At 62.8% G+C, this 21333-nt stretch carries 15 protein-coding genes; 9 read left to right on the top strand and 6 right to left on the bottom strand.

All coding sequences use genetic code 11. The features are described 5' to 3' along the window. Nucleotides 1-68 precede the first annotated feature (68 nt). Together ACTIFE_RS06205 and ACTIFE_RS06200 are read right to left on the bottom strand one after the other, a co-directional pair. Nucleotides 69-494, bottom strand: a complete 426-nt coding sequence (locus ACTIFE_RS06205) for a DUF4440 domain-containing protein (RefSeq protein ID WP_439528291.1) — start codon at nt 492-494, stop codon at nt 69-71. A gap of 121 nt (nt 495-615) precedes the next feature. Then, a complete protein-coding gene (locus ACTIFE_RS06200; RefSeq protein ID WP_439528290.1) occupies nt 616-1644 on the bottom strand; it encodes a ligase-associated DNA damage response exonuclease in 1029 nt (342 codons plus the stop codon). A 108-nt stretch (nt 1645-1752) separates the two neighbouring features. Here ACTIFE_RS06200 and ACTIFE_RS06195 point away from each other — a divergent pair, with 108 nt between their 5' ends. Next, nucleotides 1753-4281, top strand: a complete 2529-nt coding sequence (locus ACTIFE_RS06195; RefSeq protein WP_439528289.1) for a ligase-associated DNA damage response DEXH box helicase — start codon at nt 1753-1755, stop codon at nt 4279-4281. Then, on the top strand, nt 4278-5003 hold the full coding sequence (gene pdeM / locus ACTIFE_RS06190) for a ligase-associated DNA damage response endonuclease PdeM (RefSeq protein ID WP_439528288.1): 726 nt from the start codon (nt 4278-4280) through the stop codon (nt 5001-5003). The genes ACTIFE_RS06195 and pdeM overlap by 4 nt, the downstream gene beginning before the upstream one ends. A gap of 16 nt (nt 5004-5019) precedes the next feature. On the opposite strand, the gene ACTIFE_RS06185 is transcribed toward pdeM, so the two are convergent. The 3 genes from ACTIFE_RS06185 to ACTIFE_RS06175 form a co-directional block, all read right to left on the bottom strand. Continuing rightward, complete coding sequence (locus ACTIFE_RS06185; protein WP_439528287.1) at nt 5020-5796, bottom strand: TIGR02186 family protein; 777 nt, start codon at nt 5794-5796, stop codon at nt 5020-5022. Continuing rightward, the gene (locus ACTIFE_RS06180; RefSeq protein ID WP_439528286.1) at nt 5793-6722 is read right to left on the bottom strand and encodes a sulfite exporter TauE/SafE family protein; all 930 of its coding nucleotides are present in this window, start codon (nt 6720-6722) and stop codon (nt 5793-5795) included. Before ACTIFE_RS06180 ends, ACTIFE_RS06185 begins: the two co-directional genes overlap by 4 nt. A 103-nt stretch (nt 6723-6825) precedes the next feature. Beyond that, a complete protein-coding gene (locus tag ACTIFE_RS06175; protein WP_439528285.1) occupies nt 6826-11058 on the bottom strand; it encodes a peptidoglycan-binding protein in 4233 nt (1410 codons plus the stop codon). A gap of 423 nt (nt 11059-11481) precedes the next feature. Here ACTIFE_RS06175 and ACTIFE_RS06170 point away from each other — a divergent pair, with 423 nt between their 5' ends. From ACTIFE_RS06170 to ACTIFE_RS06140, 7 genes are all read left to right on the top strand, one after another. Beyond that, nucleotides 11482-11943 (top strand): MerR family transcriptional regulator, encoded by a 462-nt coding sequence (locus ACTIFE_RS06170; protein ID WP_106751720.1) that lies wholly within the window; start codon nt 11482-11484, stop codon nt 11941-11943. Between the two features lie 233 nt (nt 11944-12176). Further along, a complete protein-coding gene (locus tag ACTIFE_RS06165) occupies nt 12177-13967 on the top strand; it encodes an acyl-CoA dehydrogenase C-terminal domain-containing protein (protein ID WP_439528284.1) in 1791 nt (596 codons plus the stop codon). 77 nt (nt 13968-14044) lie between these two features. Continuing rightward, nucleotides 14045-14683 (top strand): glutathione S-transferase family protein, encoded by a 639-nt coding sequence (locus tag ACTIFE_RS06160; protein WP_439528283.1) that lies wholly within the window; start codon nt 14045-14047, stop codon nt 14681-14683. 26 nt (nt 14684-14709) lie between these two features. Continuing rightward, nucleotides 14710-15918, top strand: a complete 1209-nt coding sequence (locus ACTIFE_RS06155; protein ID WP_439528282.1) for an acetyl-CoA C-acetyltransferase — start codon at nt 14710-14712, stop codon at nt 15916-15918. Between the two features lie 24 nt (nt 15919-15942). Further along, nucleotides 15943-18162 (top strand): FAD-dependent oxidoreductase, encoded by a 2220-nt coding sequence (locus tag ACTIFE_RS06150; RefSeq protein WP_439528281.1) that lies wholly within the window; start codon nt 15943-15945, stop codon nt 18160-18162. Between the two features lie 769 nt (nt 18163-18931). Continuing rightward, nucleotides 18932-20002, top strand: a complete 1071-nt coding sequence (locus ACTIFE_RS06145) for a helix-turn-helix domain-containing protein (protein ID WP_439528280.1) — start codon at nt 18932-18934, stop codon at nt 20000-20002. 95 nt (nt 20003-20097) lie between these two features. Then, nucleotides 20098-20367: a DUF6460 domain-containing protein gene (locus ACTIFE_RS06140; RefSeq protein ID WP_439528279.1), complete on the top strand. Its 270-nt coding sequence runs from the start codon at nt 20098-20100 to the stop codon at nt 20365-20367. A gap of 5 nt (nt 20368-20372) precedes the next feature. Here ACTIFE_RS06140 and ACTIFE_RS06135 read toward each other — a convergent pair whose 3' ends face one another. Then, nucleotides 20373-21311: a histone deacetylase family protein gene (locus ACTIFE_RS06135; RefSeq protein WP_439528278.1), complete on the bottom strand. Its 939-nt coding sequence runs from the start codon at nt 21309-21311 to the stop codon at nt 20373-20375. Between the last annotated feature and the right edge of the window lie 22 nt (nt 21312-21333).

Genomic DNA, 21333 nt, shown 5'->3' with positions numbered 1-21333 from the left:
TGACATCAAAATGCCCGGTCCTGGACCGGGCATTTTTCATTCAGACGAACGACAAAAGCCTGAGCGCGCTACTGCTCGTTGACGATCATGGCGATGCGCCAGTCGTCACCATCAAAGATCAGATGATAGTGGCAGGTGAATTCGAAAACGCTTTCGCCATCGGAACTTTCCTGGCGCCAGTCGAGCGTGACGAGCGCGGTCGTGCCGGAAATATGGGCGGAGACGACCGAGAACTCGGAGAAAGAGATGTTCTCCTTGTCGAGCGCTTCCAGGAGCGCTTCGATGTTCTCTGCAAGGTCCTCCTCGTCATCGAAGACATACCCCTTGTCCATCTGCCAGATGGTCGCCGGCAGGTAGAAGCAGTCGATGAGCGTGTCGGCATCTGCATCATTGAAGCCGGTGAGGTAGTCGTCAAACAGGCCGGCAATGCCATCTTCAAGGGCGGTGGGCGAGTCACCGGCTAGGGAGGGGTCTGGGGAGCGATCGTCAGCCATGTCTTCAGTCCTGGGCTCTGGTCCGGTGCTAGGTCTTGGCCTGGACTGGCTCGCCGGACAGGCGGGCAAGGGCCGGCAAGGCCAGGGGATGGACAGGTCCGGAGCCGGTCAGGCCCGCCTCTCACGCGGGCAGCAATGCCGGTACCGGAGAAGAATCAGCCTCTTCCTCCCCATAGCCGATCATATTGAGAGGTCGCGCTTCCCGTCCAACGGTTTTGCACCAGTGACAAAGGGCGTCCTCAGCCCCGTGGGTCACCCAGATCTGGCCTGCCCCGGTTTCCTCCACAGTCCGGCACAGGTCAGGCCAGTCGACGTGATCGGAGACAATCAGCGGCAACTGGGCGCCACGCTGGCGCGCACGGGCCCGCACCCGCATCCAGCCGGAGGCAACAGCTGTCACAGGATCGGCGAAACGCCGGACCCAGCGGCCGGCAAGATCTCCGGGAGGGCACAATACGATTTCACCCGCCAGTTCCTTGCCACGCGTTCCCACGGGTTCGACCGAACCTAAAGCGATGCCCTCGGCAATATAGTAGGCCGTCACCTTTTCCATCGCTCCATGCAGGTAGACCGGCCGCTCATAGCCGGCAGCCCTCAGTTCAGCCAGAAGCCGCTGCGCCTTGCCAAGCGAATAGGCCCCAACGAGATGCGTACGTCCTGGAAACAGGCTCAGGGAGGCCAGGAGCCGGGCGATTTCGCCCGCGATCGGCGGATGGCGGAACACTGGCAGGCCAAAGGTCGCCTCGGTGACGAATGTGTCGCAAGACACCAGTTCAAAGGGAGCGCAGGTCGGATCGGCCTGACGCTTGTAGTCGCCCGAGACCACCGCCCGTTCGCCAGCGGCCTCCAGCACTACCTGTGCGGACCCCAGAACGTGGCCAGCGGGAACGAGTTGCAGTTGAACACCATTGACGTTGACAGCTTCGCCATAGGCGAGGGCCTGCCGGGTTCCCGCAAAGCCCTCGCCAAGGCGTAAACCCATAATGTCCAGCGTCTGCCGCGTCGCAAGCACGGCACCATGGCCGGGCCGGGCGTGGTCGGAATGGGCATGGGTGATGACCGCGCGCGCCACAGGGCGGACCGGATCAATATGCAGGCCGGCTGCCGGGCAATACAGCCCTTCCGGCGTCAGGGTGAGCAAACTGGACATGGCTGGAGGATAGGCATCGGCTCGGGATTTACCAGTGCAACATGCCATCACAACGCGGACCGATTGCCCCCTACCCTTTCCCGCCGGCCCCGCCTACATTCGCCGGCCATGACCGCGACGCCTGATCCAACGTGCCTGCCTGACCGATTCCGTGCCTGGTTTGAGGCGCGGGGCTGGACGCCACGTGCGCATCAGCTCGCGCTGATCGACCAACTGGCGCAAGGGGCATCAACGCTGCTGATCGCCCCGACCGGTGCGGGCAAGACGCTGGCCGGTTTCCTGCCGAGCCTCATCGAACTGTCCAGTATGTCCCGGCGCAAACCCGGGGCGGCCAAGGACGACCGCGGCCCGGGGGTGCATACGCTCTACATCTCTCCGTTGAAGGCGCTGGCAGTCGACATCGCGCGCAACCTTGAAACGCCCGTCGCCGAGATGGAGCTGTCAGTTCGCATCGAAACGCGGACCGGCGACACCCCCACGCACAAGCGCCAGCGGCAAAAGCTGGTGCCGCCGGACATCCTGCTGACCACGCCGGAACAGATCGCCCTGCTGCTGTCTGACCCCGGCGGCATGGCAATGCTGGCCGATGTGCGGACCGTGATCCTCGACGAGCTGCATGCCCTTGTCACATCGAAGCGTGGGGATCTGCTGGCCCTCGGCCTTGCCCGGCTGCGCCAGCTTTCGCCCAAGGTGCGCATGGTCGGCCTGTCGGCGACGGTGGCAGAGCCGGATGACCTGCGCGCCTTCTTGATGGCACAGACGGAGCCGGGCAAGCGGCGGTTGAGCGAGATGGTCAGCGTCAAAGGCGGCGCGGCCCCTGATATCGCTATCCTGGAGTCTGCCGAACGGGTGCCCTGGTCGGGCCATTCGGCCCGCTATGCGCTGGCGGACATCTATGACCTGATCAAGGCGCATGGCGTCACGCTGGTTTTCGTCAACACCCGCTCCCAGGCCGAGATGGTTTTCCAGGACCTCTGGAAGATCAACGAGGATACACTTCCGATCGCCCTTCACCATGGCTCGCTGGACGTCGGCCAGCGCCGCAAGGTCGAGGCGGCAATGGCCTCGGGACAGTTGAAGGCCATCGTCGCAACGTCCTCCCTCGACATGGGCATTGACTGGGGCGATGTCGATCTGGTCATCAACATCGGTGCGCCAAAAGGGGCAAGCCGCCTGGCGCAACGCATCGGCCGCGCCAATCACCGCATGGACGAGCCCTCTAAAGCCGTGCTGGTACCTGCAAACCGGTTTGAAGTCCTGGAATGCCGTGCGGCGCTGGAGGCCTCTCTCTGTGGCGGGCAGGATACGCCGCCCCTGCGCAAGGGAGCGCTGGATGTGCTCGCACAGCACGTGCTCGGCGTTGCCTGTGCCGCGCCGTTCGATGCGGAGGCGCTGTTTGCCGAGGTCCGCGCCTGCCAAACCTATCGCCATCTCGACCGCTCCACCTTCGACAAGGTGATCGCCTTCGTTGCCACCGGCGGCTATGCGCTGAAGAGCTATGACCGCTATGCCAAGCTGAAACTGGGGCCGGACGGGCTGTGGCGCATCGCCAATCCGAAAATCGCACAGCAATACCGGCTGAATGTCGGCACCATTGTCGAGGCACCCATGCTCAAGGTGCGGATGGTGCGCAGCAAGGCCGAAGGTCGCAAGACACCATTGGGACGTGGCGGCCGGGTACTGGGCGAAATCGAGGAGTGGTTTGTCGAGCAACTGACACCAGGTGATACTTTCCTGTTTGCCGGCGAAATCCTGCGCTTCGAGACGATCCTCGAGAACGAGGCCTATGTGTCGCGGGCCCGCGCAACCAGCCCGATGATCCCGTCCTACCAGGGCGGCAAGTTCCCGCTGTCGACCTATCTCGCCGACGGGGTGCGCCGGCTGATTGCCGACCCGAAGCAATGGAGCCAGCTTCCCGGCCAGGTCCGGGATTGGCTGGAACTGCAGCGGATCAAGTCCGTGCTGCCGCGCCGCGACGGGATGCTGGTCGAGACGTTCCCCCGCTCCGACAAGCATTACATGGTCTGCTACCCCTTCGAGGGCCGGCTGGCGCACCAGACGCTCGGGATGCTTCTCACGCGCCGGCTGGAACGGCTGGGCGCAAAGCCGATGGGCTTCGTTGCCAATGACTACGCCTTGTCGATCTGGTGCCTCAGCGACCTGTCCTTGCTGATCGGCACGGGCAGGCTTTCGCTGGATGCCCTGTTCGAGGAAGACATTCTCGGCGATGACCTTGATGCCTGGCTGGCGGACTCCAGCCTCATGAAACGGACTTTCCGGACCTGTGCCGTGATCGCCGGCCTGATCGAGCGGCGGCATCCGGGCCAGGAAAAGAACGGTCGGCAGATCACCGTTTCTTCGGACCTCATCTACGATGTCCTGCGCCAGCACGAACCCGACCACATCCTTTTGACCGCAACCTGGAACGACGCGGCGGAAGGACTTCTGGATATCTCACGACTTGGCGAACTTCTGGCCAGGATCAAGGGTCGAATCACGCATACTCCGCTCGACCGCGTTTCCCCGCTTGCTGTTCCCGTTCTGCTGGAAATCGGGCGTGAACCGGTCTATGGCGAGGCGCAGGATGCAATCCTGGCCGAGGCGGCGGATGACCTGATCGGGGAGGCCCTGGCATGACGGCGCTGAGGAATGCAGGACAATTCCGACGGGTGGCTCCCGTCTGCCATGACATCGCCGTTGGCGGGACCCAACTGGGCTTGCATGACAGCGGTGTGGCCTGGTGGGCCGACGAACAAACCCTGATTGTTGCCGACCTACATCTGGAGAAAGGCTCGTCCTATGCCCGGCGCGGCGTGATGCTGCCGCCCTATGACACGGCCGCAACGCTCGAACGGCTGGCGATGGTTATCGACGCTTTCGATCCGGCGCGGGTCATTGCCCTTGGCGACAGTTTCCATGACGCGGAAGGCTCCGATCGGCTGCCTGCCCCCTATCGCGCCTTTCTGACGACCTTGCAGTTGAACCGGGAATGGATCTGGGTGACCGGCAACCACGATCCTGTCGCACCTGTTCGCCTGTGCGGCGAATGCGTGGACGAAATGACGCTTGGTGACCTTACCTTCCGCCATGAGCCACGCAGCGGGCCGCAATCCGGTGAGGTTTGTGGCCATCTGCATCCAGCCGCGAAAGTCCGGCGCTATGGCCGGTCGATCCGGCGCCCCTGTTTTGCCACTGACGGTAACCGGCTGGTCTTGCCGGCATTTGGCGCGCTGACCGGTGGCCTCAACGTCATGGACAGCGCCTTCGCCAGCGTGTTCCCCCCTCGCCGGTTCTCAGCCTTCATGCTTGGCGCAGACCGGCTTTACCCCTTTACCGCCGCGAAGCTGATCGCCGACTAACGGCATAGAACGCCCCTCAATCCTTGCGGAAAATGACACCGGCAAGCCAGCCGGTGAACACCGCAATTATCACCGCCAGGATGCCGTAGAGCGCAGGCCTCTGGTGCGCCAGGTCAAAGGCCACCTGCTCGAAGCCAGTCTTGGCAACCGTGAGTTCCTTTGTCTGGCTTGCCAGCATGGCTCCCTCGTGCAGGAGAAAGGTATTCACGGAATAAACTCCGACCGGTGTAGCTGCAGGAAGGGAGATCGTGGTGCGAAACAGGCTTTCGGTCAGGAACTCGACCTTTCCGGCCTGTTCCGAGTAAACTCCCTGCTTCCGCCGCAGGCGCAGGAAAGCATCGCGGAAATCGTCGCGCTCGGACACCTGAACTTCGGACTGAGGGCTGATCGGCAGATTGAGGTAATTGATGCCGATGCCATATTTCTCCAGCATGTTGCGATGTCCCATCTCGGTGGGCGGCCGGGTCGAAGACATCACATAGAAGGACGGGACCTCATAGAACGTCTCGGCCTCGCGGTTGACCCACAGACCCAGCAAACGATCTTTTCTGCGTGTGGTGACAACCTGATCCGGGCCGCGCAACACGACGGCAATATCATAATTCCCGGGTCGCGAAACCGTTTGCCTGTCCCGGTCAACCTGGCCGAAGATAACGATCTGCGCGCCGGTGAAATTGGACTCGATCAGCACTTCGCTCGACGACAGGGATGTTACCAATTCCTCGGCGGTCGCCGGAACCGGACGCAAGGCGAGGGCCAGCATCGCGACCAGAAGGAACCGGCAGCCACTCATGCGCCCGCGCCTCCTTTCACCGCAATCGAGAAGAACTCGTCAGGGGTGACCAGCAGATCGACAGCAAAGCGGACACCAACCGAAAGAACCAGCAGCGCCAACAGGAGGCGCAGCTGATCACCGCGCAGCTTCTGTCCCATGCGGGCACCAAACTGGGCACCGATCACCCCCCCAACCATCAGGAGCAACGCGAGGACAATATCGATTGTCTGCGTTGTCATGGCATGCAGGATGGTTGCAGCCGCCATTGTGAACAGGATTTGCATCAGCGAAGTGCCGACGACGATGCTGGTCGGCATACGCAACAGATAGATCAGCGCCGGCACCATCATGAAGCCGCCGCCGATGCCCAGAACTGTTCCCAGGAAACCGATGCCGGAGCCAAGCGCCAGGATCGGTATCACACTGACATAGAGCTTTGACTGCCGAAACCGCATCTTGAATGGCAGACCATGGATCCAGTTGTGCTGTCCGGGAAGACGGGCCACTCGGCCGGAGCCCGTGCGCCGGCGACGAATAGCGCCAACGGATTCAACCAGCATCAGGCTACCGATGGCACCGAGAAAGGTCACGTAGGACAGTGAGATGACAACGTCGAGCTGACCAAGGCTCTGCAGGATCTCGAACAGCCACGCGCCGATGGCAGAGCCGAAAATGCCGGCGATCAGCAGCACCGTCGCCATTTTGGTGTCGATGGCACCACGCCGCCAATAGGCCAACACCCCAGACGAGGAAGAGGCCACGATCTGCGTCGTCACAGTTGCAACGGCGACTGCGGGCGGAATGCCGGAGAAAATCAGGAGGGGTGTCAGCAGAAAGCCGCCACCAATGCCGAACAGGCCCGACAGGAAGCCCACGGCACCGCCCATGCCGAAGATGACGAACATGTTCACCGATATCTCGGCGATGGGCAGGTAGATCTGCACGGGCTTATACCGGCGTTATGGCGGCGACACCCGTCGCCACCCGTGAAATGCTGCTAAAAGAGCTGCTTTCGCCGCCCTGTCAACCATCGACTGCCCCATTCGATCAAATTGACCGCCCGAGCAGCGCCTTGACGAGATCCGGTGTCACCACGCCAGTCACCGGCATCTTGGCACTGCGCTGGAAATCCTCAATCGCCTGGCGCGTCTTCGGCCCCATCTGGCCATCCACCGAACCTGGATCAAAGCCGAGTGTCTTCAGCAGTCCCTGGGCTTGCTGGACCATGTCCGCGCCCTGCAACACTGATGCGTTGGTGGCAGGCATGGCAGCGGCCATGTCCCAGGCCGGATCCAGCACCACCGTGTTTGCCTCCGGCTTCGGCTCCTGCAAGGCGAACGTATCCACCGCCAGACGTCCGGCTGCAAGCTGGGTCTGGTCCATCATGTTGGCGATGTCGTCGCGTTTCTTGGCCGCTTCGCCGTCGCCTTGCTTCGCAGCGATAGCAAACCACTTGTAGCTCTCGGGCAGGTCCTTGGGCACACCCAGGCCCCGCGCGTGGAGAATGCCGAGGTTGAAGAGGCTGTCCGGAACGCCGTGCTCTGCGGCAGACTTGAACCAGCGGGCTGCTTCCGTGAAGTTGGGCGCGCCTTCGGCACCTTCTGCGTAGAGGACTGCAAGATTGTGCATCGCCTTGGCGTTGCCCGCCTCGGCCGCCTTGACGTACCATTCGCGCGCCTTCGCCAAATCCTTGGGAATGCCACGCCCCTTTTCATAAAGGCTTGCGAGCCGGTACTGAGCCGGTGCCAGACCCTTGGCTGCGGCCTTTTCGTACCATTTGGCCGCCTCAGCGAGATCAGAGGCCACGCCCTTGCCTTCGGTGTAATTCACACCAATCTGGAATTCTGCGGCCGCATTGCCAGCAGCGGCAGCACTGCGCAACGCCATCGGCCCGATGGCTTCCGGCGGCAGGTTTTCAAGCGTCGCACCCGGTGCAACGGGAGCAACCGGGTTGGGCTGCAACGACGACGGTACAGAAGCGAGTGTCGTCGGGCTGGAAGGCAACGCCGGCGCTGCACCGTTGACAAAAGGCGTGTCACCAAACTTGCCGGAAATCGCCGGGGGCGAAAATGCCAGAGCCGGCGGCAAGGCATCGGGTGAGTTCGGTGTGACAAGTGGAGATTGACTGGCCAGGGGACCCGGCATCAGCGGAACATCCGGCCCCTGCCCGGCGGCTTCCGGTTCCCGTGCATTGGTGTCAGCCACGACCGTCTGCGGCGCGGAGATATCCCCCGACAGGCCGATTGCCGGGCCTTCGACGACGTCCGTTTCCTGGAGTTCAAGCACAGGCTGGGTCGCAGCGCCATCGACGGGGGTCTCGGCAACCTGCGGCGCCTCGATGTCCGCGCCATCCAGTGCAGCGGTCGTATCACCGCCGCTGGCCAGACGGAAGATTTGCAAGGTGCCGATCGCCAGCACGACAGCTGCGGCCGCAAACAGGATCGCGCGCTTGCGCCCGCCGCTCAGCAGGCCGCCGCCAGCGCTTTCGGGAGCCGGACGATCATCCCGGCTGATCGCCGAGATTTCTTCCGGAGCAATGCGGGACCGCTTGGCAGGTTTGATTTCCTGATCCGTGCCGAGTTCCAGGGCATCGTCTGTCCCGGTCGGCTTTGAACGGGTAAAGGCCCGACGCAACCAACTGGCTGAGGACGCGTCCTCGTCCGCGTCCCGAAGTTCTTCGGCCCGCGCCTGCTGGACCTCAGCGGAGGCGGCCTGCGCGGCGCGGCGGGCTGCTGCGATGAAATCCGCCTTGCGGTCGCGGGCACGTTCCTTCGGCCGCTCACGGCCTTCGGCGCTCAAGGGAAGTCCCGGCAAGGGGCTGCGGCTGCGCGGCTCGTCCGCAGCCCGCGTCGACGGGCGGGTCACGCCACTGCGTTCGATGGAATCAAGCCGGTCAGTGATCCCGGACAGGATCGATTGCACGCCTTCGAACGTGTTGCGCGTCCGGCTTTCGCTGCCCTGCGCGGCATCCAGAAGCCGCTTTAGGTCATCGCGCAGGTCGCCAATCGCATCGTCATACTCCCGGACGTCCGGCACGTGATCCCTTACGGCGCGGCGGGCGGCCTCGCTGGCCACATCCGCGACTTCGGCGCGGGTCGCCCGCAGGCCGTCCTCGATACGCAGCAGCGCCTTTTCGATCCCGTCGACGCCCGCCAAGCGGCTCTCGGCCGATTCAATCTGTCCTGCCAAGGCTCCGATCTTGTCGGTGATCAGGTCAAGGCGGCGGTCGTCCATGGTCTCGCTGCCGCGATTGACCGCCTCGGCAAGATCGCTGATACGCCGTTCCAGCGCCATAACGGCAGGGGCCGGTGTCTGCACGGCCGTGCGCATGTCGACGATCTCGCGGCGCAGTGCCTCGATATCCTGGTTGGTGACATGATCACGCGGTTCGGCAAGCCGGCGCGACAGGTCGCCGACCTGGCGTTCGAGCTGCGCAAGCAACTCCGCCTCGACGCCGGCACCTTCGCCCAGCTCAACCGAGATCGGGCGCGTCGCGCGCTCCTCAAGGGATTCGATCTTGCTGTGAATGCCCTGAAGCCGCGTTTCGAGCCCGGCAAAAGCTGCATCCATCGCCGGATGTTGCTGGCTCTTGCCCCGCTCCATGGAGGCAAGCCGGTCCATGATTTCGTCAAGCCGGTTGTCGACCTTACCGAACCGGGCCTCGTCCTCGCCGGACCCGCACTCACCGCGCGAGAGCATCCCGAAGATCTCTTCCAGACGCCCGTTCAGCCGGTCCAGGCTGTCCGCATCAGGAAGACGTTCCTCCATCGCGCTGAGGCGGCTGTCGAGACCGCGCTGCTCGCGCGCTAACAGTTCCAGTTCATCCAGCCGGTCGGCGACAAAGCGCATCCGGTCGTCAAGCCCGCCGATGACACGGCCGATGTCGACCTGTTCGACAAGACGGCGGACATCCTTCAACTCCTGGCGCAGCGGCTCCATGTCGAGGCGGCTGTGTGCCCGCAGCAAGGTGTCGACCCGTTCGGAGATATCCCCGATACGCCCTTCGAGAACCAGCAGATGTTCAGACCGGGGCAGCGCAGACAGGCCGTCCTCGATCTCCATCAGTCGCACTGCAAGGCTCTTGACCGCGCGCGGATCAACAGACGACCGTGACAACTCATCAAGCCGCTGAACGATATGAGCATAGCCCATTTCGAGCGTCTTCAGCGTGCCGTCAACATTGGTGGTGCTAACGAGATTGCGCAGGTCCGCGATCTCGGCGCGCAATTCGCGTGCCTGGCGGTCATCGGTGCGATCTACCCGCAAGCGCTCGACAACCTCCGACAGACGGCGCATTTCCTGGCGGTCGCGCTCCTCGCGGCCGCGATCCCGGTCGGGCCAGGCCTGGAGGGTTTCCCGCAAGGCACCGATTTCCCGACGCACGACATCAAGCGTTTCCTGATGCGGCTTGCGCAGCGCATCGATCCGGCGCGACAGGTCATTGTAGATCTGGCGGGATGGAGCTTCGACCTCGCGGTTACGACGCGGGCGCGGGCGCTCCATCGGATAGTCATCGAGGGCCTCCAGATCCGGCTCGGCGATCCGGTCGAGGGCATCACGGCGGGACCGCAGATCTGCGGCGGCGCGGCTTACCTCTTCATTGAGTTCGGTCCGGCGACGGGGCCGGCGGAGCGGCTGCCGACCGGCATCAAAGTCCTCCTCGTCGACAGGGCGGCGGCGGCTGGAGCGGGAGGCAGGGCGAGGCTCGGTCGCCCGCATTTCGGGCGACCGGCGGCGCGGTGCATCATAGACATCCAGTTCCTCGTCATGGTCGTCATCATATCCGTAAGCATCTTCGCCAAGTGACCGGCCCTGGCCACGACGCGGCTCAGCCGCCGCGCGCGGCGCCATCGTGCGCTCGGACAGATCCCCTACCCGCTGGTCCAGGCGCTCCAGCGCTTCCATGACAGCGCCAATGCGCCGACCACGCGGGGCGGGCTCGCGCTCGGTTTCCAGGTCCTGGCGGCGATCCATGCGACGCTCCTGGCGGGCGTCCATGTCCGAGCGATCCCGGCGACGGGTGCGATGGCGATCCCCCATCAGCCGATCCAGTTCGTCGGCCACTGCATCCAGTTCGTGTTCGGTATCCTGGCGGCTTTCCCCGCGCCGATAATCGCCGGCCGCTGTTGACGTGCGGGTCAGGCGTTCGACCCGCTCGCGCGGCGGTTCGCGGCGGAGCGCGCGCGCGGACACCGGCAAGTCGTCCTCATACTCGTCATCATAGGAATCGTCGTCGTCGCGCTGTCCGGCGTAACCCCGGCCACGCCCGCCACGCGACATCTCATCGCCGCCGCTTCCTGCTCTGCGGATATTCCAAGACGACATGGGCTGGACCTGGCCTTGCGGTCGTTCTGACCTATGACAACAAACTTGCGAGCTGCGCGGTCCCGGAACTGGAAAAACAATGGCACCGAAGCAATGGGTGAATCTTTGTCGCGGTAGGGTAAACAGCGCGTTAATTCCGGTCGCAGCTTGCGAATTTGTCTTAACCGCTCCTTTGCCAATCGGCCAAAAGCGCCGATTCTGGAAAAAAGGCGCCTGCCAGGAGTGGACCGTTCCCTTAGCGTAAGGTATGGCGTTCCATTAGAAACACGGCGTCCCCTCACCCCTCCCGGTGTTGCGGCCCCGCGCAAGCCGCCCGTTGCCCCCGCCCGAGCCTCTCGGATCTTGGGACGGCGCGGGAGATGCGAGCAGGAACAGGACATGAGCGAAGCACTATCCCTCCGGAACAACACCGAGATCGTCGATGTCGTTGCCGCCGCCGACGACAGCACCAAGAAGACCCATTTCACCATTGGCGACCTCGCCAAGGAGTTTGGCTGCACCCTGCGCACGCTGCGCTTCTATGAGGACCGGGGTCTGCTCAATCCGAAACGCGATGGCCTCAACCGGGTCTACACGCGGCGGGATCGCGCGCGGCTGAAGCTGGTTGTCATGGGCAAGCGCGTCGGCTTCTCGCTGAGCGAGATCCGAGACATGCTCGACCTCTATGACCTGCGCGACGGACAGGTGACGCAACTTCGGGTCGCCCTGTCGCGGTTCAGCGAGCAGATTGCCGTTCTGGTCAACCAGCGCAAGGATATCGACCAGGCAATCGAGGAGCTTTCCCGCACCGTCGAGATCGTCTCCGGCATGCTGAAACACAAGGAAGCCGAGGGCGAATAAGCCTGACGCGCGCGGCACGGCCGCAAACTGATCGAAAATCACGCAAAACCGGGGCACGCGCTCCGGTTTTGTGCGTTTGAGCCTGCGACTTTTGTTCATTTTATAAAGAATCAGGCGTACCTTCCCCAAGGACACGGCTTGTCCGCCCCGGAATGGCGCGTATATAAAGGCGGCAGTTGACGTTTACGGAAACGTCAAGTCGTGATTATGCGGTTTCGTTCTGGGAGGAATTTATGCCGACCTACCGTGCCCCCGTCGAGGACACACTGTTTCTACTCAAGGATGTGTTCGGCTACGAACGCTACAGCAACCTGCCGGGCTTTGCCGATGCATCGCCCGATCTGGTTGAAGCCATCCTGCGGGAAGGCGCCAAGTTCTGCGAGGAGGTGATCCAGCCTCTGAACCAGAGCGGTGACCAGGAAGGCTGCGTCCGTCACGACGACGGCAGCGTCACCCCTCCGAAAGGCTTCAAGGCGGCCTATGACGCCTATTGCGAAGGCGGCTGGGGCGGCCTGTCGGTTCATCCCGATCACGGCGGCCAGGGCCTGCCGCACACACTGGCCATGGTCATGGCCGAGTATCTGTCCTCCGCCAACATGGCCTTTGCCATGTATCCGGGCCTGACAGCCGGCGCGGTGGCCGCGCTGACACTGCATGGCACCGACGCGCTGAAGGCAACCTATCTGCCCAACATGGTTTCCGGCACCTGGACCGGCACGATGAACCTGACCGAACCGCATTGCGGCACCGATCTGGGCCTCATCCGCACCAAGGCCGCACCACAGGCCGATGGAAGCTACAAGATTTCCGGCACCAAGATCTTCATCTCGGCCGGCGAACACGACATGGCGGAGAACATCATCCATCTGGTGCTGGCCCGGATCGAGGGCGCACCGGAGGGCGTGAAGGGCATCTCGCTGTTTGTCGTGCCGAAATTCATGGTCAATGGCGACGGCTCGCTCGGGGCCCGCAACGGCGTCTCCTGCGGCTCGATCGAGCACAAGATGGGCATCCACGCCAACGCGACCTGCGTCATGAACTATGACGGGGCGACCGGCTGGCTCGTCGGCGAGGAGAACAAAGGCCTGCGCGCCATGTTCACCATGATGAACGAGGCCCGTCTTGGCGTTGCCGTGCAGGGCCTCGCCCAGTCGGAAGTCGCCTATCAGAACGCGGTCGTCTACGCCAAGGACCGCATCCAGGGCCGCGCCCTGACCGGTCCGAAGGCCGCAGACAAGGCCGCCGATCCGATCATCGTGCATCCGGACGTGCGCCGCGTGCTGATGTCGATCCGCTCGTTCAACGAGGCGGCCCGCGCGCTGGTGCTGTGGACCGCGCTGCAGGGCGACGTGTCGCATCGCTCGGACGACGAGGCAGACCGGACCCGCGCGGATGACCTGATGGGCCTGATGACCCCGGTGCTGAAGGGCGTCCTCACCGATGTCGGCTTTGCCAATGCGGTCAACGCCCAGCAGCTCTATGGCGGCCATGGCTACATCGCCGAATGGGGCATGGAGCAGTTCGTGCGCGATGCCCGCATCGCCATGATCTATGAGGGCGCCAACGGCATCCAGGCGCTTGACCTGGTCGGTCGCAAGCTGCCAGCCAACGGTGGCCGCGCCGTGATGACCTTCTTTGCCGAGGTTGGCGACTTCCTGAAGGCCAACAAGGAAAACGAGGCACTCGCCCCCTTCACCAAGCCGCTCAAGAAGGCGCATGACGACCTGCAGGCCGCGACCATGTGGTTCATGCAGAATGCCATGGCAAAGCCTGACAACGCCGGCGCTGGCTCCACGGACTACATGCACCTCTTCGGTCTGGTGGCCATGGCCTACATGTGGGCCCAGATCGCCAAGGCCGCTCAAGAGAAGATCGCGGCCGGCGAGGACAAGGAACGCTATGAGGCCAAGCTGGTCTTCGGCCGCTTCTTCATGGAGCGCACCTTGCCGGAAACGGCCGCGCATCTTGCCCGCATCTCGACTGGTGCAGACACCATGATGAGCCTGCCTGCCGAGGCATTCTGATCCGGATGGCCCGGCGCAACCGCCGGGCCACGCCTTGATCCCATGCCTGTGGTGTCATGCCATGACGGGAGGAACGCATGGCCGCGTATGTACTGCATTGCTTTGCCCAGTCGGGCTATTCCTACAAGGTCGCCCTGATGCTCCAGCTGGCCGGGGCAGACTGGGAGCCGCGGTTCGTCGACTTCTTCAACGGAGCCACCCGGTCGCCGGAGTTCCGCGAGACAGTCAACGAGATGGGCGAAGTGCCCGTGCTGGAGCATAACGGCCTCAAGCTGGTGCAGTCCGGCGTCATTCTCGACTATCTTGCCGAGGAGCTTGGCGAGTTCGGAGCCCGCACCGAGGAAGAAGCTCGCGAGATCCTGCGCTGGGTGCTGTTCGACAACCACAAGCTCAGCAGCTATGCGGCGACGCTGCGCTACCTGCGGCAATTCGCAAAGACCGGGGAAACACCGGTTACTGCCTTTTTCGAGGCCCGGGCCAAGTCGGCCTTTGCCATCCTCGACAAGCACCTGACTGGCCGCGATTTCGTGGTCGCGGACCGGCTGACGACGGCCGATCTGTCCCTGTGCGGCTATCTGTTCTGGCCCGACGAAATCGGGATCGACCTTGCCGCCTATCCCAACATGTCCCGCTGGCTTGACCGGCTTCGTGCCCAGCCTGGCTGGGCTCCCCCCTATGCGCTGATGCCGGGCCATCCACTGCCCGCATCTGCCTGACCAACCACGACATTCAGGAGGATTCCATGCCTGAGGCTTATGTATTTGACCACGTGCGCACGCCGCGCGGACGCGGCAAGAAGGACGGCTCGCTGCATGAGGTGACCGCTGTCCGCCTCGCCGCCGTCGCCCTCGAAGCCATCCGCGACCGCAACGAACTCGACACCAGGCTTGTCGATGACGTCATCCTGGGCTGCGTCGACCCGGTCGGCGAAGCAGGCGGCGACGTTGCCCGCGCGGCCGTGTTTGCTGCCGGCTATGACAATTCGGTGCCCGGCATCCAGATCAACCGCTTCTGCGCCTCCGGCCTCGATGCGGTGAACATGGCGGCCGGCCAGGTGATGTCCGGCCAGCATCAGCTGGTGATCGCCGGCGGTGTCGAGAGCATGAGCCGCGTCGGCATCGGCGCATCCGGTGGCGCATGGCCCGTGGATCCGCAGGTGGCCCTGCCCTCCTATTTCATGCCGCAGGGCGTGTCGGCGGACCTCATCGCCTCCAAGTACGGCTTCACCCGCGATGACTGCGACAGCTACGCGGTTGAGAGCCAGAAGCGCGCAGCACATTCCTGGGACAAGGGCTACTTTTCCAAGTCCGTCATCCCGGTGAAGGACGTCAACGGCATCACCATCCTGGCCAAGGACGAGCACATGCGTCCAGGCACCGACATGCAGTCGCTGGCCGCACTCGGCGCATCCTTCGAGATGATGGGGGCGATGGGAGGCTTTGATGCGGTCGCCGTTCAGGCGCATCCGGAGCTGGAGCGTATCACCCACGTGCACCATGCCGGCAACTCGTCGGGTATCGTGGACGGTGCCGCAGGCGTGCTGATCGGCTCGCGCAAGGCCGGCAAGTCGGCTGGCCTCAAAGCCCGCGCACGCATCAAGGCCTTTGCCAACATCGGCTCCGAGCCGGCGCTGATGCTGACCGGTCCGGTCGATGTGACGGAGAAGCTGCTGCGCAATGCCGGCATGAGCCTCAAGGACATCGACCTGTTCGAGATCAACGAAGCCTTCGCCTCGGTCGTGCTGCGTTTCCGTCAGGCTTTCGATCTCGATCCGTCGGTGGTCAACGTCAACGGCGGCGCGATCGCGCTCGGCCACCCGCTTGGCGCCACCGGCGCCATGATCCTCGGCACGGTGCTCGACGAACTGGAGCGCCGCGACCTCAACACCGCCCTCGTCACCCTCTGCATCGGCGCCGGCATGGGCACGGCGACGATCATCGAGCGCGTCTGACGGCTGTCCTCGGGGAGAACCACAATGGCTTACACGAACTTCACCCTTGAAACCGATGCCGACGGCATCGCCCTCATCACCTGGGACATGCCGGAAAAGTCGATGAACGTCATCGACATCTCGGTGATGGACGACCTCGACAAGATCATCGCGGATGTGGTGGCCGATGCGGCCATCAAGGGCGCCGTGATCACCTCCGGCAAGGCCGCCTTCTCGGGCGGTGCTGACCTCACCATGCTCGACGGCCTGCTCAAGGGCTTCCACAAGGAGCGCCGCAAGGATGCGGAAGCCGCAGCCAAGACGTTGTTCGAAGGCTCCCGCCGGCTGACGCTGATCTACCGCAAGCTCGAGACCTGCGGGAAACCGTTTGTTGCTGCGATCAACGGCACCTGCATGGGCGGCGGCACCGAACTGGCGCTGGCCTGCCATGCCCGCGTTGGCGTGGAAGATGACAGCTTCAAGCTGGGCCTGCCGGAAGTGAAGGTGGGCCTGTTCCCGGGCGCTGGCGGCACGCAGCGCGTCATGCGCATGACCGATGCCCAGGCGGGCCTCACCTTCCTGATGCAGGGCCAGACCCTGCGCGCCGACAAGGCCAGGTCGATGAAGCTCATCGACGATACCGCACCGGCCAAGAAGCTGGTCGAGACGGCCAAGAAGATGCTCAAGGCGGGCGTGAAGCCGGTGAAGCCCTGGGACGAGAAAGGCTTCAAGCTGCCGAACGGCCCGGTCTACTCTCCGGCCGGTTTCCAGTTCTGGCCGGCCGCCAACGCCATCTATCGCCGCGAGACCCAGGACAACTATCCGGGTATTCGCGGCCTGCTGAAGTCCGTGTTCGAAGGTCTGCAGCTGCCGATGGATCTCGCCCTGCAGGTCGAGAGCCGTTACTTCGCGCATGTGCTGCAGACACCGGAAGCAGCCAACATGATCCGCTCACTGTTCGTCTCCATGCAGGAGCTGAACAAGGGCGCACGCCGACCGGCCGACGTGAAGCCGAACAAGATCAAGAAGATCGGCGTCATCGGCGCAGGCTTCATGGGCGCAGGCATTGCCTATGTCACGGCCAAGGCCGGCATTGATGTCGTGCTGATCGACCGTGACCAGGCCGCCGCTGACAAGGGCAAGGCGCATTCGGACGAGCTGATGAGCAAGTCCGTCTCGCGTGGCCAGGCAACTGCCGAGGACAAGGAAAAGCTGCTGGCGCGCATCAACGCGACGCCGGACTATGACCAGCTGGCGGACTGCGACCTCGTCATTGAGGCCGTATTCGAAGACCGTGAGGTCAAGCGCGTCGTCACCGAAAAGGCCGAAGCAGCGCTGAAGGCCAAGGCGATCTACGCGTCGAACACCTCGACGCTGCCGATTTCCTCGCTGGCAGAAGCCTCGTCCCGCCCGAAGAACTTCATCGGCATTCACTTCTTCTCGCCTGTCGACAAGATGATGCTGGTCGAGGTGATCCTTGGCAAGAAGACCTCGGACAAGGCGCTGGCCATGGCGCTGGACTACATCAAGGCCATCAAGAAGACCCCGATCGTCGTCAATGACAGCCGTGGCTTCTACACCTCGCGCGTGGTCATGACCTACGTGCGCGAAGGCCTGATGATGCTGGCCGATGGCGTACCGGCGGCCATGATCGAGAACGCCGGCAAGATGGCCGGCATGCCGGTCGGCCCGCTGTCGCTCGGCGACGAAGTGGCGCTGGACCTCGCCTGGAAGATCGTCTCGGCCACCCGCAAGGACCTTGGCGTCAACTATGTCGAAGGCCCGCTGGACAACATCCTGGAAGAGATGGTGGTCAAGCGCGAGCGCTTCGGCCGCAAGAACAGCAAGGGCTTCTACGACTACAAGGGCAAGGAAAAGTCTCTCTGGGCCGGGATCCCGGATGTGGTCGGCAAGCCGAAGCCGGCTGACGCCTTCAATGTCGAGGAGCTGAAGCAGCGCCTTTTGGTGATGCAGGCCCTCGAAACCGCCCGCATCTTTGAAGAAAAGTGCCTGACGGACGTCCGCGAGGCCGACGTCGGCTCGATCCTCGGCTTCGGGTTCGCCCCGTACACCGGCGGCACGCTCAGCTACATCGACATGATGGGCACTCACGCCTTCGTTGAACTTTGCAAGAAGTTCACCAAGAAGTGGGGACCGCGCTTCAAGCCGAACAAGCTGCTGCGCGAAATGGCCAAGAACAACGAGAGCTTCTACGGCAAGTTCCCGCCGCAGGGCGAGGCCGGATCGGCAGCCGAGGCGGCCTGAGACAGGTTTGATTGAGTGAAATGTCAGGGGCGCAGTCGCACGGCTGCGCCCCTGCTGTTTGTGTGCATGCGTGCGCTTGAATTGACAATTTCAATCTAAAATTGAAAGATCAAAAAAATCAATCTAAAGTAACTTCTTCCAAACTAACGTAATAAACTCAAAGCGCCGCCCCCTGAATCGGAAACGATCAGAAGTTTTCCACAGCAGTGCTCTCAATGTTCTTTTTCACAACTGCGTGAACAAAAAGCACATCAGCTGTTTAATCAAATGCCACAGTCGGCATTGAAAAGGCATGTTCTTGCGCAAGCGAATTGGCTCGGATTTGATTTGTGCCTTGCGAAAAGGAAAAGCCCCGCGCGGTTGGAAACCGGGGGGCTTTTCCATGCAGTCCAGACATACTGGCAGATGTTCTCGCACTGTTTTCGACATTGTTCGTTCGTGATGGGGCCACGTATTCTCGAAAACGAAGCGAAACCGCTGCAAAAGATGCGTCAATAGTGACTTGCAAAGTGAGGCAAGCTGACCCGCACTGCACACGAACATAGGAAAGTTCGCATGATCCGCCAGATATGACGCAGCGGCAATAACGTCTTTCATCTAGATATATGCCGCTTTTCCGTGCCGCTGTCGTTGTCACAATCAGCCGTATATTTAACTAAACGTGCCAAAATAAATAGACCGAAGGCAAAGCTGACGAAACTTTGACCTATTGCGCCAGAGCGGCGTCTATAGAACACTCGTCCAAACCTCTTGCAGGGAGGGCAGGAACGTGTTGGAGCACACCCGAGGGACACGGCGGCTACAGGACGACTGGTGCCGTGCAGATACGCTGCAAGCGCTGGAAATCGCCTGCAAGCTGAAGCGTCTCGACTGGGCAGCTATTGCAAGACACTATGGCGTGCGTGCAGATCAACCGCATTGTCCGGCCGCGACGGTCGACTATCGAACAGCGATCATGATGTTCGAACATGTGGCGCAGGCCTGCAATGACGATGGCTTCATGCTGGATGTCGCCTCGTCCCTGCCTCTGGGCTTGTTTTCAACCTTCGACTACGTCGGCATGTGCGCACCTAGCCTGGCGACAGGCTTGATGAACTGGTCGCGCTTCTTGCCTCTGCGGACCAACTTCTACCGGCTGACCTTCACCGAGGAGGCTGAGTATGGGATCCTCGAATGGCATGTCCCCGACTGTGGGCTGCCCAGGATCCAGAGCACATATGAACGGGTGGCATGGGCTGTCGGACGCATCGAGTTTGCGATTCAGGACCCGACTGCAAGCCTTATCATCGAGATTTCCCAACCCGCTCCACGGCGCACCTCCGACTTCCAGCGCCGCCATGGCTCTCGGCTGCTGTTCGGCAGGCAATATGATCGCATCTACATTCCCAAGCACTATCTTGCTCTCCCAACCCCGCGCAGCGAGGCAAATCTCTACGCAATCGTCGAGCAGGCCGCGATCCGGGAAATGGAAGAATATGGCGGCCGCAATGAGCCCCTGACACGAGTGGCGGAGCGCATCAATGATGCGCTCAAGTCCGGCACCGTGTCTCTGGAACATATCGCAGCCGACCTTGGCATGTCGCAGCGCTCGCTGCAGCGGCTGCTGGAGGCGGAAGGCACGTCCTTCCGCAAGCTGACCGAAACGATCCGCCGCAACATGGCAGCGCGTTATCTGAAGGACACGTCCCTGCCGATGAAGGAAATTGCCTTCCTGCTGGGGTTCTCGGAACTCTCGGCTTTCTCGCGCGCGGTAAAGGCGTGGTATGGCGTGCCGCCGAAGACCGTACGTCTCACCGGCAGCCCCGGCACGGGTGAACCCCTGAAGCGGACGTCAGCCTAAGGGAATTTCCGCTCCACTGACAGCACGGGGATGCACATTGTCTCGCGATCCCTTATCTAGGGGGCCGGGAGTGCGACGCAGCGATGGAGCAAGACATGTCGGGTGATGGACTGAGCCGGTTCCTGGGCGATACGCCGTTGCGCGTTGCCGTCCGCCTGATTTTCCTGTCGCTGGTTGTCGGCGTCATCCTGTCTGCCCTTGACCTCGACCCGCTGGGTCTGGTCGACCTGTTGTTCTCGTTCATCCGCAAGCTTTGGAACATGGGCTTTTCGGCCGTCGAGCAGGTGGGACAGTATCTGGTCCTGGGGGCCGTCATCGTCGTGCCGCTGTGGATCCTCAGCCGCGTGTTCGCAGCGCGGCGCTGACCGGATCAGCCAGGCCGGCCAGCCTGTCCGGACTGTACCGCAATGGCGGCGCGCAGCAAGGTGAGATGGCGGTCAGCCAGTTCGTCGATATCCGCTGAATAGCCGCCGCCGAGCACGCCGGCCAGCGGAATGCCGCCCTGTCTGACCAGTCCGATGACATACTCGTCGCGGCGGCGGAGTCCCTCGCGCGACAGCGCCAACCGTCCGAGCTTGTCGCCTGCAAAGGGATCAACACCGGCGTTGTAAAAGACGATGTCGGGACGGGCTGCTTCCAGAACACCGGGGAGGACCTCCGCCAGCGCCTCCAGATAAACCGCGTCCTCGAGCCCGTCCGCGAGCCCGACATCAAGCGACGACGGTACCTTACGGACAGGATAGTTCTTTTCCGAATGCATCGAGAAGGTGAAAACGTCCGGGTCTGCGGAAAAGATATCAGCCGTTCCATCGCCCTGGTGCACATCAAGGTCCACGACCAGTGCGCGACGGATTACTCCATCGGCCTGCATGACCCGGATGGCAACTGCAACATCGTTGAAAACGCAAAACCCTGCCCCATGCGCCCAGCGCGCATGGTGGCTGCCGCCGGCCGTATTGCAGGCCAGCCCATGATCAAGTGCAAGATATCCGGTAAGCACCGTGCCCCCGGTCGCGCACCGACCGCGCAGGGCAACGCTTTCTGTCATCGGAAAACCGATTTCACGCGCGATAGGCGCCGGGACGTCGGCCGCAAACACCTGGTCGACATAGGCCCGGTCATGCGCCAGGGCGACCCATTCGGCCGGTGCCGGCCGGGGCCGATGGAACCTTCCGTCCGGGACCAGCCCCTCAGCCAGGGCCAGTTCGGCGACCCGGCGGAACTTGTTCATCGGGAACCTGTGTCCGTCTGGCAGGTCGGCACAGTAAGCCGGGTGATGCACGACCGGCACGTCAGCTGTTGCAAACATCAAACCACCTGCACGCCCTGCC

It is taken from the genome of Pannonibacter sp. (assembly GCF_051860505.1).
Taxonomy (GTDB): domain Bacteria; phylum Pseudomonadota; class Alphaproteobacteria; order Rhizobiales; family Stappiaceae; genus Pannonibacter.
Note: the sequence above shows the minus strand (reverse complement) of the source record. Positions and strands in the feature narration are given on the sequence as shown.